The organism is Rickettsia amblyommatis, assembly GCF_002078335.1.
Classification (GTDB): Bacteria; Pseudomonadota; Alphaproteobacteria; order Rickettsiales; family Rickettsiaceae; genus Rickettsia; species Rickettsia rickettsii.
The window spans coordinates 168,226-183,568 of sequence record NZ_CP015012.1 but is presented as its reverse complement, the minus strand read 5'-3'; the positions used below and the strand labels follow the sequence as shown (position 1 = coordinate 183,568).

Sequence of the window (15,343 nt, the reverse complement as noted above, 5' to 3'; positions counted from 1 at the left end):
CAAGAAGAAACTGCAAGTTTCGACGAAAATTCTGATTTACAGAATTTTTGATTATTTTTTCTGGATTGCCACGCAGTCTACGACTGCTCGCGATGATAAGTGTCATATAGTATATTAAATGTTTTTGAAGAATAGTATAGTCCTATGCTTCCTTTGCAGAATTGATTGTATCATTTTGATGCCAAATAACGTAATGTAGTTCAACATCTTTTGGAGCATATACTACGGGTAGTTTGCTATTATATTTTAAAAATGTTTCATCGCCTAAAAATACACTAACCGGTTGTATGGTTGCTTTTTCGTTTGGGCATGCCATCATTGTACTAGCAGGGTGATCACTTGATCGATTATATAATAATTATATCCCCATCCTTCTAAAGTTTTTGTTTCCAACTTACCACCAAACCAAACACGATTACAATCTTGCATTGCATTTTTGTTGCTTACAATTCTACTTTTAGCTTTTCTTCATTGGACTCTGTAGGTAAATGAAGTACATAACGCTTTTGATTTTCAAGTGGCGTAGGATAGGGGGCAATATCTTTTAACCGCTTATCGGTATCGGCTAATAAATCAGTATTTAAAAAACATGATATAAGAAATAGTATAATTTTATTTGGCATATGATTATTTTTTTAATTAGAATCCATTATCTCGCCTAGAGGAGTTATATAAAAAGAATTTATTTTACCATCGGCTATATCAGCACTAAAGCCTTCACTATAGTCAACATCACCATTTTCGTTTATTTTTGTACTTAAAAATAATATAGAATTTTCAAATTTATTTTCTTTTAATATAGGCTGATTATTTAAACTAAAAACTTTCATGGCAAGCCTTTCATTATTAGGTAATCTAAAATATATTTCTGATCCGTTATTGGATTCAAAAAAATTACATTTATTATAAGCACCTAATAATAAATTATTTAATATATCTATGGTAACTTGTTCTTCAAGGTTTATAATCTTAGGAAATAATATGTAATGATTGTGATTATTTTGTATATTTGAAATAAGAATACTTTGAGAGTTATATTGCTGTTTTTCCAAATATATTTTTGCAAAATTATTTTGTTTTAATTCTGTAAAGATTAGTTCAGCCTTATATTTTTGTTTGTCACTCGAAAAGTTAGGTAGCGTTTCTATTAAATGAAAATCAAGGGAGGTTTCGCTAAATCTTGTATTCAGCATATTATGTTGATTTAATTCGGTAAAATCTAATGCGGCATGGTTGGCTCCGTCAATGTCTAAACTATATATACAGACTTATCTTCCAATACCTCTTCAAATAAATCTTCCCATAGCTCCTGTAACTCTTGTAAAAAATTTTGAGCATGTTCTTTAGTTTTACAAACATCAATTTGATTTGCAAAGCTTTTTTCTATAAAAAACTTTAAATCTTTTTGATCCGATAAAGATAAATCATGAATGTGACATTTAAATGTTTTATCTACATAATTTATTAGTGATGCAGTATCTGCAGGAAAATTTTTAGTTATTTCTAATAATTCTTTTTTATGCTGTTCTGAAATTATATTCATTTTCTAATCTAATCCTGTTTCTGTCTTAAAAAAGCCGGTATGTCATGAATATCAGACTCTTTATTATCTTGATCTAGAGTACTAGCAACAACGTTTTTGCGTTCTAAAGTTTGATTATTTGAAGCACGCAGAGAACCCCATATTTTTCCTAAAAATGATGGTTTGGGTGAGTCATCTTCAGATTTGTTGCAAGTATTTGCATGTAACCCTAGCTCTTTTTCATTTCCGATAAAATTTTGATTTATTGGAGAGTCGGTAATTGCAATATTTTCGGTACTGTAGCTGTTAAAATCAGGAATTTCTTCTATTTGTGTAGGTTGTGCTATAGCTTTATTATAAGTTTCCTCAGGAACTATATTGGTAGTTTCAGCTATTGCGGGTTTATATGTCGGTACTTTATCGGCATCAATACCGGTAGCAACAACTGATACTCTGATAATTCCTTTTAATTCCGGATTAAATGTTGAACCGAAAATAATATTAGCATCAAGGTTATCTACTTCTTCTCTAATTCTATTAGCAGCATTGTCAACTTCAAATAAGGTCATGTCGGAACCGCCGGTAATATTGATTAATACACCTCTTGCACCGCACATTGAGCTATGATCTAGTAGCGGATTTGAAATTGCAGATTCTGCCGCTTTAATAGCTCTCTCTTCGCCACTAGCTTCACCTGTACCCATCATTGCTTTACCCATTTCGCTCATTACTGCTTTAATATCGGCAAAATCAAGATTAATAAGTCCCGGCATAATCATTAAATCCGTTACTCCTCTAACGCCTGCATGTAATACGTCATCTGCCATTTTGAAAGCATCGGCAAACGTCGTTTGTTCATTAGCAATACGGAATAGATTTTGGTTCGGTATTACAATTAAAGTATCAACGAATTGCTGTAATTCAATAAGCCCTTTATCGGCAGTTTTCATACGATGACCGCCTTCAAAATGGAAAGGTTTAGTTACTACCCCAACCGTAAGGATGCCTAGTTCTTTAGCAATGCGTGCAATAACCGGTGCAGAACCGGTACCTGTACCACCGCCCATACCTGCCGTAATGAATACCATATTGCTATTTTCTAGGTAACTACGAATTTCGCTTTCTGATTCTTGAGCAGCAAGTGCTCCAACCTCAGGAGAAGCTCCTGCCCCAAGACCTCTAGTCGTAGAAACACCGAGTTGTATTTTGTTAGTGCATAAGGAATGTTCAAGCGATTGTGCATCAGTATTAGCGACTACAAAATTAGCACCTTGCAGATTAGCACTAATCATATTATTTACTGCATTACTACCTGCACCCCCAACGCCGAAAACTGTAATGGTCGGCTTTAATACTATATTTTCAGGAGCTTTGATATTTAAAACCATGATACTCTTTTATTTTATATAATTAATGTTTAAGTATAATAAAAGATTTAGAAATTTCCATAAACTTTTTATGAAAAATGTGGATTATTTTCTTTTATAGTGAATTAGCTTGAATTAATGCTTTATCGTTAGTGGCCATAATAGGAAGTCCTTCATGCATTGCAGTTAATAAATAAGTTGTATCATATGCAGTAAGATTGTTGGTTCTTGCAGTTTGTATCATTTCATGTATGGAAAAATTAAAATTTGATATATTATTAAGGGGGAGAGAGTTTAAAAAATCTATAATTTTAATAACCTCTACTGATTTTATTCTAGCACGTTTTTCTGCTATTAATATTACATTAGTTACTTCAAGGCTCCAAAGAGGTGGTACTATCACTCTAAACTTATAACAATAATCTAATGTAAAATCTGAATATTTATCACGTTCATCATAAAAGAACCATGAGACAGTTATGGAGCAATTGGCTATAAACGGTTTAGAATTCACCATTTTCTACCTTCATCTCTAAGCTCTTTAATAGTATAAGAAGCTAATTTTGTGCCTTTCTGAATTCTCTTATTTGTTCTACTATATTACCCATTTTAGGTTTTTGAGTTATAATTTTTGCAACCGACGTATTATGCTTACAAATGGTAATTTGCTCTCCGTCTTGTACACGCTGTATTAGATCGGAAAAATGAGTTTTTGTTTCACATAGGTAATATAATAAATAGACTAATTTAATACTATCCTATTTATAAGATTTTGTACAGTAATATTAATAGTTTAAATTAATATCTTTATATAGAATCTAAGATTGACAAACCATTTTTTCAGATACTACTATTTTATCAAATTCTGTTTCCGATAGAAGATTGAGTTTTTTAGCTGCTTCTTTTAAAGTGATCCCGTGCTTATGTGCTTCTTTAGCAATTTTTGCGGCATTATCATAGCCTATATGCGGATTAAGAGCTGTAACAAGCATTAGAGATTGATCACGTAAATCATTAATGCGTGCTATATTGGGTTCTAATCCTTTAACACAGTGAGTAACAAGGCTATTTACGCTATCGGATAACAGCTCTATAGATTGTAGGATATTGTATATTATTACGGGTTTAAATACGTTAAGTTCAAGATGTCCGTTTGAGCCGGCAATAGTAACCGTAACATGATTTCCTATCACCTGACTGCACACCATTGTTAAAGCTTCGACTTGTGTAGGGTTTACTTTACCGGGCATAATAGAAGAACCAGGTTCATTTTCAGGTAAATGTAGCTCACCAAGACCGCATCTTGGACCGGAACCGAGCAGTCTTATATCATTTGCTATTTTCATTAAGCTAACTGCTATAGTATTAAGAGTTCCTGAAAATTCTACTAGTGCGTCGTGAGCAGCTAGACTTTCAAATTTATTAGGAGCCGTCTTAAAGGGTTGTTTAGTAAACTCTGCCACTTTCTCGGCAAATTTTATATCAAAGCCTATTTTTGAGTTAATACCTGTACCGACTGCCGTTCCTCCTTGGGCAAGTAGATAAACTTTTTGTAGTGCATTTTCTATGCGTTCTAAAGCATACTCTATTTGTGTAATATATCCGGAGAATTCCTGTTTAAGAGTTAAAGGAGTTGCATCCTGTAAGTGGGTACGTCCTATTTTTATGATTTTGTCCCAATCTTTTGACTTATCCTGCAAAGAGGTAAGTATATTATTCAAAGCTGGTATCAGTTGCTGTTTAGTTGCAAGTACGGTTGCTATATGCATAGCGGTTGGAAAAGAGTCGTTGGATGATTGTCCTTTATTAACATGATCGTTAGGATGTACCGGAGATTTGCCACCTTTCTTGCCTGTTAATTCTTCGTTGGCAATAGAGGCAATAACCTCGTTCATATTCATGTTTGTTTGCGTTCCTGAACCTGTTTGCCAAACTACTAAAGGAAAATTATCCTCAAATTCGCCTTCTAAGATTCTATCCGTGGCTTTATCTATACTTATAGCGATTTTAGCTTCTAAATCACCACACTCATGATTAACCTGTGCTGCACATTTTTTTAAAATAGCAAGAGCACGAATTAAAATTTCAGGCATTTTTTGCTTGCCTATTTTAAAATTTTCTAAAGATCTTTGAGTTTGAGCCCCCCAATAAAATTTTTCTTCTATTTGAATTTCTCCAAAAGAATCACTTTCGGTTCTGTAATTTTTCATAAATTGTTAAATATTATATAATTATCTATTTTTTTCATAAAATGATCACTTACTGCATTCAAGTCTAATTGCTGGGCTAATTTAGCAAAGCTATAATATAATTTGTCTGTTAAAGAAGCTTTTTTTAGATTCTTAGCAATAAATATTAATGTGCTTTCTATCATAAGATTACGATTAAAACTATAAAATTTTTGCCAATGTGCGTTATATTTAGGTTCGGAAGATGCTATATAATCGGAATATATAGGTTTAGTAATTACTGCTTTACCTTGATATATATCAAATATAGTATCATTAATTAATCTTTCATTCTTGAGGTTATTGATCACTTTATCAAAAAAATTGTTTAATATAGCTGTTGTTATCTCTTTTTCTGTAAGTGCATTTATAAATATGTCTAATTGTTTTTCAAAACTCTCGATAATTTGTTCATTTGGTCCCCTTTTCATGACTTTTCTCTCAAATTAATTGATATAATAAAAGTTTATGACTTTAATTTTAGTAGACTAAATATTTATAGCGAAGTAAATAAAACACAATATTTGATTTATTAAAAATATTATTTATGTAATGAATGAAAAATTATAGAAGCGGCATTTGATACATTAAGACTTTCTACTCTCTGAGAAATAGGGATTTTGGCTAAATAATCACATGTTTCTGCAACTAATCTTCGTATGCCTTTATCTTCTGAGCCAAATACCAATACTATTTTGTCGGAAATTAATTTATCGGTCAAGTAGTCATTTGCAGAACCTGTTAGACCTATAATCCAAAAGCCGTGTTTTTTAAGATAATTCATACATGAGCGTAAGTTAGTAACTTTAATTATAGGTATTAATTCTAAAGTACCGCAAGCCGCTTTAGCAATGCCGCCGCTTTCATTCGGAGAATTATCTTGAGGTAATATTATAGCATTTATATCAAAAGCAGCGGCACTACGAATAATTGCTCCAATATTTTGTGTGTCTGTTATTTGATCAAGAATCGCAATTTTACATTTTGGATTTGTTATATCTATGTCCTCTAAATTGTAAGAAAAAATTGGTCTAATTTTTGCAGCTATTCCTTGATGTGTTTGGTTTTTCAGTAATTTAGATAAAATATCGTTATTAACAATTTCATAAGATCTAGTACCTATTAATTTTTTGTTTGTATCAAAGATTTCCTTAGTGCATAAAATATTGTCAATTTGACGTTTTGGATTATTGAGAGCAGCAAATACAGGATGTTTCCCATACATATAATAACAATGTTTAGAATCAAGTTTTTTATTTTGCATCTTATTGAAAACCGTCAGTAATTTGTTCTTGACAGAAACTACTATTTATTATAGAAAGTTACAACTAAATAAATGTGTAAGCTGCTATTTGTTTATTTGATGATTCGGCAAGAAGTTTTATTAAGTCCTAATACTAATTATATTATTGTATTTTACAGTGAATTAGTCTATTTAATACAGTACAGTTCTTTAGGAGGGGTGGCCGAGTGGTCAATGGCAGCAGACTGTAAATCTGCCCGCGTAAGCGTTCGAAGGTTCGAATCCTTCTCCCTCCACCACTTAAATGGTTCAGGGAAGCATATCATTTTATTTTAAAAGATTTCATGTATATATGTTTAATTTTATTTAAAAATAAAACATAATTGTGTATATTTATAAATCTGAATAAAATTGATATAGCACTGTTAACAAAATAACTTTGAAATTATTTTATTAATAGTGCCACAATGCGGGTGTAGCTCAATGGTAGAGTTCCAGCCTTCCAAGCTGGCTGTGTGGGTTCGATTCCCATCACCCGCTCCAGAGATAGTGGTAACAAATAAATTTAGCAAAAAAATGCACTTATAAAAATTAACTTGTATTAAACCTAAAAAATTGTAGAGAGTAATAATATGGCAAAAGCAAAATTTGAACGAACTAAACCGCATGTTAATATAGGTACGATCGGTCACGTAGATCACGGTAAAACTTCCTTAACGGCAGCAATAACTATAGTACTTGCTAAGACAGGTGGAGCACAAGCTACAGCGTATGATCAAATTGATGCCGCTCCTGAAGAAAAAGAAAGAGGTATCACTATTTCCACTGCACACGTAGAATATGAGACTAAAAATAGACACTATGCACACGTAGATTGTCCAGGACACGCTGACTATGTAAAGAACATGATAACTGGTGCTGCTCAGATGGACGGTGCAATATTAGTAGTTTCTGCTGCTGATGGTCCTATGCCGCAAACTAGAGAGCATATATTACTAGCAAAACAGGTAGGTGTGCCTGCTATGGTAGTATTCTTAAATAAAGTAGATATGGTGGATGATCCTGATCTATTAGAGCTAGTAGAGATGGAAGTAAGAGAATTATTATCAAAATATGGTTTCCCGGGTGATGCAATACCTATTATTAAAGGTTCTGCACTTCAAGCTTTAGAAGGAAAGCCTGAAGGTGAAAAAGCTATTAATGAGCTAATGGATGCAGTAGATAGCTATATACCGCAGCCTGTAAGAGCTACGGATAAACCTTTCTTAATGCCGATAGAAGATGTATTCTCTATTTCAGGAAGAGGTACTGTTGTAACTGGTAGAGTAGAGTCAGGAATAATTAAGGTAGGTGAAGAAATTGAAATAGTTGGTCTAAAAGATACGCAAAAAACTACCTGTACCGGTGTAGAAATGTTCAGAAAATTACTTGATGAAGGACAAGCCGGAGATAATGTCGGTATATTACTACGCGGTACAAAAAGAGAAGAAGTTGAAAGAGGACAAGTTCTCGCAAAACCTGGTAGCATAAAACCGCATGATCAGTTTGAAGCTGAAGTATATGTGCTTAATAAAGAAGAAGGGGGACGTCATACCCCATTTACTAATGACTATCGTCCACAGTTCTATTTTAGAACAACAGACGTTACCGGTACAATAAAATTGCCTGCTGATAAGCAGATGGTTATGCCTGGAGATAATGCTACTTTTACAGTGGAATTAATTAAACCAATTGCGATGCAGGAAGGGTTGAAATTCTCTATACGTGAAGGTGGTAGAACAGTGGGTGCCGGCGTAGTAACTAAAATAAATAATTAATTAATTTTATAAATACCTATTATTAAAAAGTAATAGGTATTTATATTTTAAGATGTCTAAAAAAACATCTTGCTGTTTAAATATTAGGTTTACTGAATGAAAAATAAAATCAAAATTCGTTTAAAATCATTTGATCACCGTAGTCTTGATCAAGCTACAAAAGAGATAGTGAGTGCTGTTAAAAGAACGTTTGCTAACATTAATGGTCCTATTCCTTTACCCAGAAAAATTGGAAGATTTACTGTAAATAGGTCTCCTCATGTACATAAGAAGTCAAGAGAGCAATTTGAAATTAGAAAGCATAAAAGATTATTAGTTATAGGTGATCCGAATCCGGCGGTTGTCGATGCTTTAAGTAAAGTTGATTTAGCAGCAGGTGTTGATGTAGTGATTGAATTAGAGAGTGGGGAATAAATGAGAACCGGTATAATTGCTCAAAAAATTGGGATGACTAGTGTTTTTAATGATAAAGGCGAAAGAATTTCTTTAACATTAGTAAAAGTTGATGATTGTCAAGTAGTAGGACATAAAACTCTAGAAAAACATGGATATAATGCTTTGGTTATAGGTGTAAAAGATAAAAAAATATCTAGAGTAACCAAACCTATGAAACAAGTTTTTGCTAATGCTCAAATATCTCCTAAAACTAAATTAAAAGAATTTAGAATTTCTGAAGAGAATTTTATTGATATAGCAGCAAGTCTAGAAGTAGACCATTTTACGGCAGGACAATTTGTGGATATAACGGCAACTACTATAGGTAAAGGATTTGCCGGTAGTATGAAAAGACATAATTTTAGAGGTCTTGAAGCTTCTCACGGTGTTTCGATATCCCATCGTTCGCATGGTTCTACAGGACAAAGACAAGATCCAGGAAAGGTTTTCAAAGGCAAAAAAATGGCCGGTCATATGGGATGTCACCAAGTGACTATTCAAAATTTGAAAATATTTGCTGTTGATAAAGAGCGTAAGCTTATTATGATTCAGGGTAGTATACCCGGTCACAAAAATTCGTATCTTTCAGTAAAAGATGCAATAAAAAAGATTTCAATAACTGTATAATAGATATTTAGACATGTCTGTTGAGGTTAAAGATTATCAAATTAACAAAACACCATGCAATATTATTTATATAAAAGTTTTATATAAGACTGTATAAGGTTAAATAAAGATGAAAACTAAAATATTAAGTCTTGCTAATGAAGAAGTTGGTGAGATTAGCTTAAATGAAGATATATTTGCTGTTGAATTTATCAGAGAGGATATAATAAAGCAGGTTATTGATTGGCAGAGAGCTAAGGCAATGTCCGGTAACCACAAAACTAAAACAGTATCAGAAGTATTAGGAACCACAAAAAAACCTTTTAAGCAAAAAGGTACAGGTAATGCAAGACAAGGCTCCCTTAGATCGGTACAGATGCGTGGTGGTGGTGTAGCTCATGGACCTAGAGTACGTAGTCATGCAACAACATTACCTAAAAAAGTACGAAAACTTGGTTTAATTCATGCTTTATCCGAGAAATTCGCTGAAGGAAAATTATTAGTAATAGATTCTTTAAAGCTAGATAAGCCTAAAACTGCTGCTCTTGTAAATATATTAAACAAATTTCAAGGGAAAAGTTTCTTTGTAATAGACGGAAATGAAGTAGATATTAATTTTTCTTTAGCTGCAAAAAATATTTATAATACTGTGATTGTTCCACAAATAGGAGCAAATGTTTATGATATAATACGACATGAATATATCCTATTATCACAAGCAGCAGTGAGCGTTTTAGAAGAGAGGTTAAGATGAGTTCTTATAAATACTACGATTTAATTAGAAAACCTATTATTACAGAAAAAACTACAACCCTTTCGGAACAAAATAAATACGCTTTTTATGTAGATAAATTTGCTGAAAAACTTACTGTTAAAAAGGCTATAGAAGAAATATTTAAAGTAAAAGTAAAAAAAGTGAATATTTTAAACGTTAAAGGTAAGAAGAAAAGATTTAAAGGAATTATAGGGACTCAAATCAATAGAAAGAAAGCTATTGTTACATTAGAAAAAGACCATAATATCGATTTTGCTGGAGGAATTAAATAAATGGCTTTAAAAAACTTTAATCCAATTACTCCTTCTCTTAGAGAATTAGTTCAAGTTGATAAAACTAGTTTATGGAAAGGCAGACCTTTAAAATCTTTGACCAGAGGTATATCTAAAACCGGTGGACGAAATAATCAAGGTAGAATTACTTCTTGGCACAGAGGTGGAGGACACAAAAAATTATATCGTATTATTGATTTTAAAAGAAATAAAATTGATATTTCTGCTATTGTTGAAAGAATAGAGTATGACCCTAATAGAACTGCTTTTATTGCTTTAATAAAATATGAAGATGGGGAATATTCTTATATTCTAGCACCGCAAAAATTATCTGTAGGTGATAGAGTAATATCAAGTCAAGATGCTGATATAAAAATAGGAAATTGTTTACCTTTAAAATTCATTCCTATTGGTACTACTTTACATAATGTTGAAATGAAAGTCGGTAAGGGCGGTCAAATTGCAAGGTCTGCAGGTACTTCAGTAGATCTCGTGGGTAAAGATTCAGGATATGCTCAGATTAAATTAAGATCAGGTGAATTTAGGTTAGTACCTTTAGATTGTAAAGCTACTATAGGTAGTATATCGAACCCGGATCAAAAAAATATTAATTTAGGCAAAGCAGGTAGAAATAGATGGCTAGGTTGGAGACCGCATGTTAGAGGTGTAGCAATGAATCCTGTAGATCACCCTCATGGCGGTGGTGAAGGTAAAACTTCAGGAGGTCGTCATCCTGTTACTCCTTGGGGATTCCCAACAAAGGGTAAGAAGACACGTAAAAATAAACGTACTTCAAAATTTATCGTAAAGAAAAGAAAATAGATTTTAAATTAATTAGGTATTAGTATGGCACGTTCAATATGGAAAGGGCCTTTTGTAGACGGTTATTTAATAAAGAAAGTTCAAAAATTAATGGATTCAGGTAAATCTGAAATGATTAAAACTTGGTCTAGAAGATCAACGATTTTACCTATTTTTGTAGGGTTTACCTTTTCTGTTCATAATGGAAATAAATTTATTCCGGTTTCTGTAAATGAAGAAATGGTTGGAAGAAAATTCGGTGAGTTTGCTCCTACTAGAACATTTCACGGTCATGGAGCAGATAAAAAAGTCAAAAGAAAGTAAAGATTTATATGGTACAGGGAAATAAAAATTTTGCTACGGCACAAGCTAAATCTATTAGAGTAAGTTCAAGGAAGCTCAATTTAGTTGCAACTTTTATTAGAAATATGAAAGTATCTGAAGCATTGGTACAATTAACTTTTTCTCCTAAAAGAATTGCAAAAGTTGTAAAAGATTGTTTACAATCTGCTGTTGCAAATGCTGAAAATAATTTAGGTCTAGATATAGATAGATTGGTTATTACTAAAGCGACTGTAGGTAAGGCTTTAGTAATGAAAAGAGTTATGCCAAGAGCAAAAGGAAGAGCAACTAGAATAAATAAGTTTTTTAGTAATCTTTATATAACTGTTACAGAAAAAGAGGATAATTAAAATGGGGCAGAAAGTTTGTGCACATGGTTTTAGAGTTGGACCGACTTTAATTAAAGGTTGGGATTCCGTATTATATGCAGAAAAACATTATAAAACTCTTTTGATACAAGATTTAAAAATTAGGGATTTAATAAATAAGGGTTTTAATCAAGCTCAAATTAGCAGAGTTTTAATTGAACGCCCTTCTAATCAAAGTATTATAATTAATATTAATGCCAAAAAACCAAATATCATTATCGGTAGAAACGGTAGTGAAATTGATAAGTTAAAAAAAGCTATCGAGAAAATGACTTCTTTAAAAGAAGTTTATATAAATATTCACGAAGTTAGAAAATTTAATATAGATGCTGCTATAGTAGCTCAAACTATAGCATTACAGCTTGAAAAAAGAGTTTCTTTTAGAAAAGCCATGAAAACAGCAATTCAGGCTTCATTTAAACAAGGTGGACAAGGTATCAGGGTTAGTTGTTCAGGACGACTTGGAGGTGCTGAAATTGCTAGAACCGAATGGTATATAGAAGGAAGAATGCCGTTACATACTTTAAGAGCTGATATTGATTATTCAACAGCTGAGGCTATAACTACTTATGGAGTTATAGGGGTTAAAGTGTGGATTTATAAAGGTGAATATACAGAAAATAAAAGATATAATTAATTTTAAGTATTAAAATGTTAGCTCCGAAAAAACAAAAATTTAGAAAAGCTCATAAGGGTAGAGTTGCTTCAAAAGCAAAAGCAGGTACGACGCTTGCTTTTGGATCATTTGGTCTAAAATCTATAGACGGTTGGCGTGTTACTGCAAGACAAATAGAAGCAGGAAGAAAAGCTGCTACTAGATGTATGAAAAGGCAAGGAAGATTATGGATTCGCATTTTTCCGGATGTTCCCGTTTCTAAAAAGCCTGCCGAAGTAAGAATGGGTAAAGGTAAAGGTTCTCCTGAATTTTTTGCAGTTAGAGTTTCACCTGGAAGAATTATGTTTGAAATTGAAGGGGTAGAAGAAAATGTTGCACTTAGAGCTTTGGAGCTTGCAAGTGCAAAATTACCTGTTAGAACAAGGATAGTGAGACGTTATGAATAATTTAAAATTATTAAGCAGTAAGTTATCTACTGAAACAATAGAAGAGCTTTATAAAAACCTTAATCTTTTAAAAAAAGAATTGTTTAATTTAAGATTTCAACAAGCTTTAGGTGAGTTAAAAAATACTAGTAGGTTTTCGTTAGTCAAAAAGTCTATAGCACGTATTAAAACTGAATTAACAAAAAGATCTAATAGTGAGGAATATTAAAATGCCGAAAAGAGTGTTACAAGGCGTGGTTATAAGTTCAAAAGCTGATAAGACGGTTACAGTAAAAGTAGAAAGAAAGTTTAAGCATCCTATTTATAAAAAATTCGTGAAAGTATCTAAAAAATATGCTGCTCATGATTCAGAAAATAAATATCAAGAAGGAGATAAAGTTAGTATAATTGAAAGTCGTCCTATCTCAAAAACCAAAACATGGGTAGTGGTCAATGGGGAATAAAGTTTTTTAATCTTTGACTTTATAAGGTAGATTGTTTATTTTATTTCTCATGTATAAAAAATTGGAAGTAGTTTATGATTCAAATGCAGAGCATCTTGGAAGTTGCAGATAATTCCGGTGCTAAAAAGGTTATGTGTATTAAAGTTTTAGGTGGTTCGCACCATATGGTGGCAAAGCTGGGTGATGTTATAGTTGTATCTGTTAAAGACGCTATACCCGATGGTAAGGTTAAAAAGGGTGATGTGTGTAAAGGCGTGATTGTGCGTACAAAGACTGGAGTAGTAAGACCTGACGGTAGTACAATAAAATTTGATAAAAACGCATTAGTGCTTTTGAATAAACAAGATGAACCTATCGGTACTAGAGTTTTCGGTCCTGTTACAAGAGAACTTAGAGCGAAAAAATATGTTAAAATAATGTCGCTTGCAGAGGAAGTGTTATAAATGATTAAATTAAAAGTAAAAAAAGGTGATGAAGTTGTTGTTATTACCGGAAAGTACAAAGGAAAAAAAGGTAAAATATTAAAAGTTTTCCCGGAGGACAGTAAAGTAATTGTTTCTGGAGTAAATTTAGTAAAAAAGCATACTAAATCTAATCAAATGAGTGAAGGCGGGATCATAACTAAAGAATTACCTATACATATCTCAAATATTGCACACATCGATCCAAAAACCGGTAACCCTACCAAGATAGCTTTTAAATTCTTAGAAGACGGTTCTAAGGTTAGAGTAGCAAAGAAATCAGGGGAAATTATCGGTAAGGAAGGTAAATAATGTTAAGATTTAAAGAATTATATCAGCAGAGAATTATTGAAAACTTACAAAAAAAATTTTCTTATAAAAATAAACACGAAATACCGCAAATTAAGAAAATTGTTATAAATATGGGAGTAGGGGAAGCAACAGCCGATTCCAAAGTAATTAATAATGCAGTAAATGATCTTACTTTGATTTCCGGTCAGAAGCCGGTTGTAACGTTAGCAAGAAAATCTATTGCAACTTTTAAGTTACGCGAAAATATGAAAATAGGCTGCAAGGTTACATTACGTAAAGATAGAATGTATGATTTTTTAGAGAGGTTAGTAATTGTTGCATTACCCCGTGTTAAGGAGTTTCGCGGTTTTTCTTATAAAAGTTTTGATGGTAAAGGGAATTTTACTTTTGGATTAAAAGAGCAGATAGTTTTTCCTGAAATTAATTACGATAAAATCGATACAATAAGGGGTATGGATATTACAATCGTTACATCTGCTAAAACAGATCAAGAAAGTAAATTTTTGTTATCAGGGTTTAATTTACCTTTTTATAATTAATTTTTAGGATATATATAATGGCAAAAGTAAGTTCTATAAAAAAGAACGAAAGTAGGAAAAAAAAATCACAAAGTTTACATAATAAACGTTTAGCACTAAAAAGTAAAATTTATGATAAAAATATTTCATTAGAAGAGCGTTTTTCTTTGGTAATGTCACTTGCACAATTACCTAGAAATTCATCATCTACTAGAATAAGAAATAGATGTGAGCTTACAGGTAGACCAAGAGGTGTTACAAGAAAGTTTGGTATATCGAGGAATAAGCTTAGAGAATTAATAGGCAGAGGCTTAGTGCCCGGTGTAGTTAAGTCAAGTTGGTAAAAGTTGATAGGTGAATCATATGTCAATGACGGATAATGTAGCAGATATGTTAACTAGAATTAGAAATGCTTATAAAAGCAAATTGATAAATGTTTCTTTTCCTAGTTCTAAAATTAAAACTTCAATTTTAGATGTTTTACAAAAAGAAGGTTATATAAAAGATTATATAACTACTCAAAAAAATAATATTAGTTATACCGAGGTAGCTTTAAAATACTCTGTTAATGGCGATGCTTCTATATGCGAAATTCATAGAGTATCAAAGCCTGGAAAAAGAGTATATTCTGCTATTAAAGATTTGAAAGGATATTATAATAATATGGGTATATATATTCTTTCTACTCCTTACGGTGTTATGTCTGATAGAGAAGCTCATATTAAAAATGTCGGCGGCGAAGTAATTTGTAAAGTATTTTAAGGTAAAAAA

Annotated in this window: 24 protein-coding genes, 2 tRNA genes and 2 pseudogenes; 19 read left to right on the top strand and 9 right to left on the bottom strand. The window is 32.1% G+C overall.

Features of this window, described 5'->3' with window-relative positions; all coding sequences use genetic code 11:
• Window positions 1-142: 142 nt before the first annotated feature.
• The 9 genes and pseudogenes from eco to rlmB form a co-directional block, all read right to left on the bottom strand.
• Window positions 143-623, bottom strand: a pseudogene (gene eco, locus A3305_RS08695) (serine protease inhibitor ecotin).
• A gap of 12 nt (window positions 624-635) precedes the next feature.
• Window positions 636-1,193, bottom strand: coding sequence for a hypothetical protein (locus tag A3305_RS00960; protein ID WP_014392644.1), 558 nt, complete (start codon window positions 1,191-1,193; stop codon window positions 636-638).
• A gap of 56 nt (window positions 1,194-1,249) precedes the next feature.
• On the bottom strand, window positions 1,250-1,543 hold the full coding sequence (locus A3305_RS00955) for a hypothetical protein (RefSeq protein WP_014392643.1): 294 nt from the start codon (window positions 1,541-1,543) through the stop codon (window positions 1,250-1,252).
• 8 nt (window positions 1,544-1,551) lie between these two features.
• A complete protein-coding gene (gene ftsZ, locus A3305_RS00950) occupies window positions 1,552-2,910 on the bottom strand; it encodes a cell division protein FtsZ (RefSeq protein ID WP_014392642.1) in 1,359 nt (452 codons plus the stop codon).
• A 94-nt stretch (window positions 2,911-3,004) separates the two neighbouring features.
• Window positions 3,005-3,406: a type II toxin-antitoxin system VapC family toxin gene (locus A3305_RS00945; protein WP_014392641.1), complete on the bottom strand. Its 402-nt coding sequence runs from the start codon at window positions 3,404-3,406 to the stop codon at window positions 3,005-3,007.
• A pseudogene (locus A3305_RS00940) lies at window positions 3,400-3,641 on the bottom strand (type II toxin-antitoxin system Phd/YefM family antitoxin). The gene A3305_RS00945 and the pseudogene A3305_RS00940 overlap by 7 nt, the downstream one beginning before the upstream one ends.
• Before the next feature lie 66 nt (window positions 3,642-3,707).
• Window positions 3,708-5,099 (bottom strand): class II fumarate hydratase, encoded by a 1,392-nt coding sequence (gene fumC / locus A3305_RS00935; RefSeq protein ID WP_014392640.1) that lies wholly within the window; start codon window positions 5,097-5,099, stop codon window positions 3,708-3,710.
• Window positions 5,096-5,548, bottom strand: coding sequence for a hypothetical protein (locus A3305_RS00930; protein ID WP_014392639.1), 453 nt, complete (start codon window positions 5,546-5,548; stop codon window positions 5,096-5,098). The genes fumC and A3305_RS00930 overlap by 4 nt, the downstream gene beginning before the upstream one ends.
• Window positions 5,549-5,658: 110 nt before the next feature.
• Window positions 5,659-6,381: a 23S rRNA (guanosine(2251)-2'-O)-methyltransferase RlmB gene (rlmB, locus tag A3305_RS00925; RefSeq protein ID WP_014392638.1), complete on the bottom strand. Its 723-nt coding sequence runs from the start codon at window positions 6,379-6,381 to the stop codon at window positions 5,659-5,661.
• A 192-nt stretch (window positions 6,382-6,573) separates the two neighbouring features.
• Between rlmB and A3305_RS00920 the strand changes: the two genes are divergently transcribed.
• From A3305_RS00920 to rpsH, 19 genes are all read left to right on the top strand, one after another.
• Window positions 6,574-6,659 (top strand) — tRNA-Tyr (locus A3305_RS00920).
• Window positions 6,660-6,829: 170 nt separating this feature from the next.
• A tRNA-Gly gene (locus tag A3305_RS00915) sits at window positions 6,830-6,903 on the top strand.
• Window positions 6,904-6,992: 89 nt separating this feature from the next.
• Window positions 6,993-8,177 (top strand): elongation factor Tu, encoded by a 1,185-nt coding sequence (gene tuf, locus A3305_RS00910; RefSeq protein ID WP_014392637.1) that lies wholly within the window; start codon window positions 6,993-6,995, stop codon window positions 8,175-8,177.
• 96 nt (window positions 8,178-8,273) lie between these two features.
• Window positions 8,274-8,591 (top strand): 30S ribosomal protein S10, encoded by a 318-nt coding sequence (gene rpsJ / locus A3305_RS00905; RefSeq protein WP_012153050.1) that lies wholly within the window; start codon window positions 8,274-8,276, stop codon window positions 8,589-8,591.
• A complete protein-coding gene (rplC, locus tag A3305_RS00900; protein WP_014392636.1) occupies window positions 8,592-9,239 on the top strand; it encodes a 50S ribosomal protein L3 in 648 nt (215 codons plus the stop codon). It begins immediately after the preceding gene.
• Between the two features lie 109 nt (window positions 9,240-9,348).
• Window positions 9,349-9,972 (top strand): 50S ribosomal protein L4, encoded by a 624-nt coding sequence (rplD, locus tag A3305_RS00895; RefSeq protein ID WP_014392635.1) that lies wholly within the window; start codon window positions 9,349-9,351, stop codon window positions 9,970-9,972.
• Window positions 9,969-10,265 carry a 50S ribosomal protein L23 gene (gene rplW / locus A3305_RS00890; RefSeq protein ID WP_011270632.1) on the top strand — a complete coding sequence of 99 codons (297 nt, stop codon included), beginning with the start codon at window positions 9,969-9,971 and terminating at the stop codon, window positions 10,263-10,265. Before rplD ends, rplW begins: the two co-directional genes overlap by 4 nt.
• Entirely contained in the window at window positions 10,266-11,087 is an 822-nt protein-coding gene (rplB, locus tag A3305_RS00885) for a 50S ribosomal protein L2 (RefSeq protein WP_014392634.1), read from the top strand.
• A 24-nt stretch (window positions 11,088-11,111) separates the two neighbouring features.
• A complete protein-coding gene (gene rpsS / locus A3305_RS00880) occupies window positions 11,112-11,390 on the top strand; it encodes a 30S ribosomal protein S19 (protein WP_014392633.1) in 279 nt (92 codons plus the stop codon).
• A gap of 8 nt (window positions 11,391-11,398) precedes the next feature.
• The gene (gene rplV / locus A3305_RS00875) at window positions 11,399-11,758 is read left to right on the top strand and encodes a 50S ribosomal protein L22 (protein ID WP_014392632.1); all 360 of its coding nucleotides are present in this window, start codon (window positions 11,399-11,401) and stop codon (window positions 11,756-11,758) included.
• 1 nt (window position 11,759) lies between these two features.
• On the top strand, window positions 11,760-12,413 hold the full coding sequence (gene rpsC / locus A3305_RS00870; protein WP_014392631.1) for a 30S ribosomal protein S3: 654 nt from the start codon (window positions 11,760-11,762) through the stop codon (window positions 12,411-12,413).
• A gap of 14 nt (window positions 12,414-12,427) precedes the next feature.
• Entirely contained in the window at window positions 12,428-12,838 is a 411-nt protein-coding gene (gene rplP / locus A3305_RS00865; protein WP_011270636.1) for a 50S ribosomal protein L16, read from the top strand.
• Window positions 12,831-13,046 (top strand): 50S ribosomal protein L29, encoded by a 216-nt coding sequence (rpmC, locus tag A3305_RS00860; protein WP_014392630.1) that lies wholly within the window; start codon window positions 12,831-12,833, stop codon window positions 13,044-13,046. Before rplP ends, rpmC begins: the two co-directional genes overlap by 8 nt.
• Window position 13,047: 1 nt before the next feature.
• Window positions 13,048-13,281 (top strand): 30S ribosomal protein S17, encoded by a 234-nt coding sequence (gene rpsQ, locus A3305_RS00855; RefSeq protein WP_004997812.1) that lies wholly within the window; start codon window positions 13,048-13,050, stop codon window positions 13,279-13,281.
• A gap of 74 nt (window positions 13,282-13,355) precedes the next feature.
• A complete protein-coding gene (rplN, locus tag A3305_RS00850; RefSeq protein WP_014392629.1) occupies window positions 13,356-13,724 on the top strand; it encodes a 50S ribosomal protein L14 in 369 nt (122 codons plus the stop codon).
• On the top strand, window positions 13,725-14,054 hold the full coding sequence (gene rplX, locus A3305_RS00845; protein ID WP_014392628.1) for a 50S ribosomal protein L24: 330 nt from the start codon (window positions 13,725-13,727) through the stop codon (window positions 14,052-14,054).
• On the top strand, window positions 14,054-14,593 hold the full coding sequence (gene rplE, locus A3305_RS00840) for a 50S ribosomal protein L5 (RefSeq protein WP_014392627.1): 540 nt from the start codon (window positions 14,054-14,056) through the stop codon (window positions 14,591-14,593). Before rplX ends, rplE begins: the two co-directional genes overlap by 1 nt.
• Window positions 14,594-14,610: 17 nt before the next feature.
• On the top strand, window positions 14,611-14,916 hold the full coding sequence (gene rpsN / locus A3305_RS00835; RefSeq protein WP_008580947.1) for a 30S ribosomal protein S14: 306 nt from the start codon (window positions 14,611-14,613) through the stop codon (window positions 14,914-14,916).
• Window positions 14,917-14,935: 19 nt separating this feature from the next.
• Window positions 14,936-15,334 carry a 30S ribosomal protein S8 gene (gene rpsH, locus A3305_RS00830; protein ID WP_010977581.1) on the top strand — a complete coding sequence of 133 codons (399 nt, stop codon included), beginning with the start codon at window positions 14,936-14,938 and terminating at the stop codon, window positions 15,332-15,334.
• The last annotated feature ends 9 nt before the right edge of the window (window positions 15,335-15,343 follow it).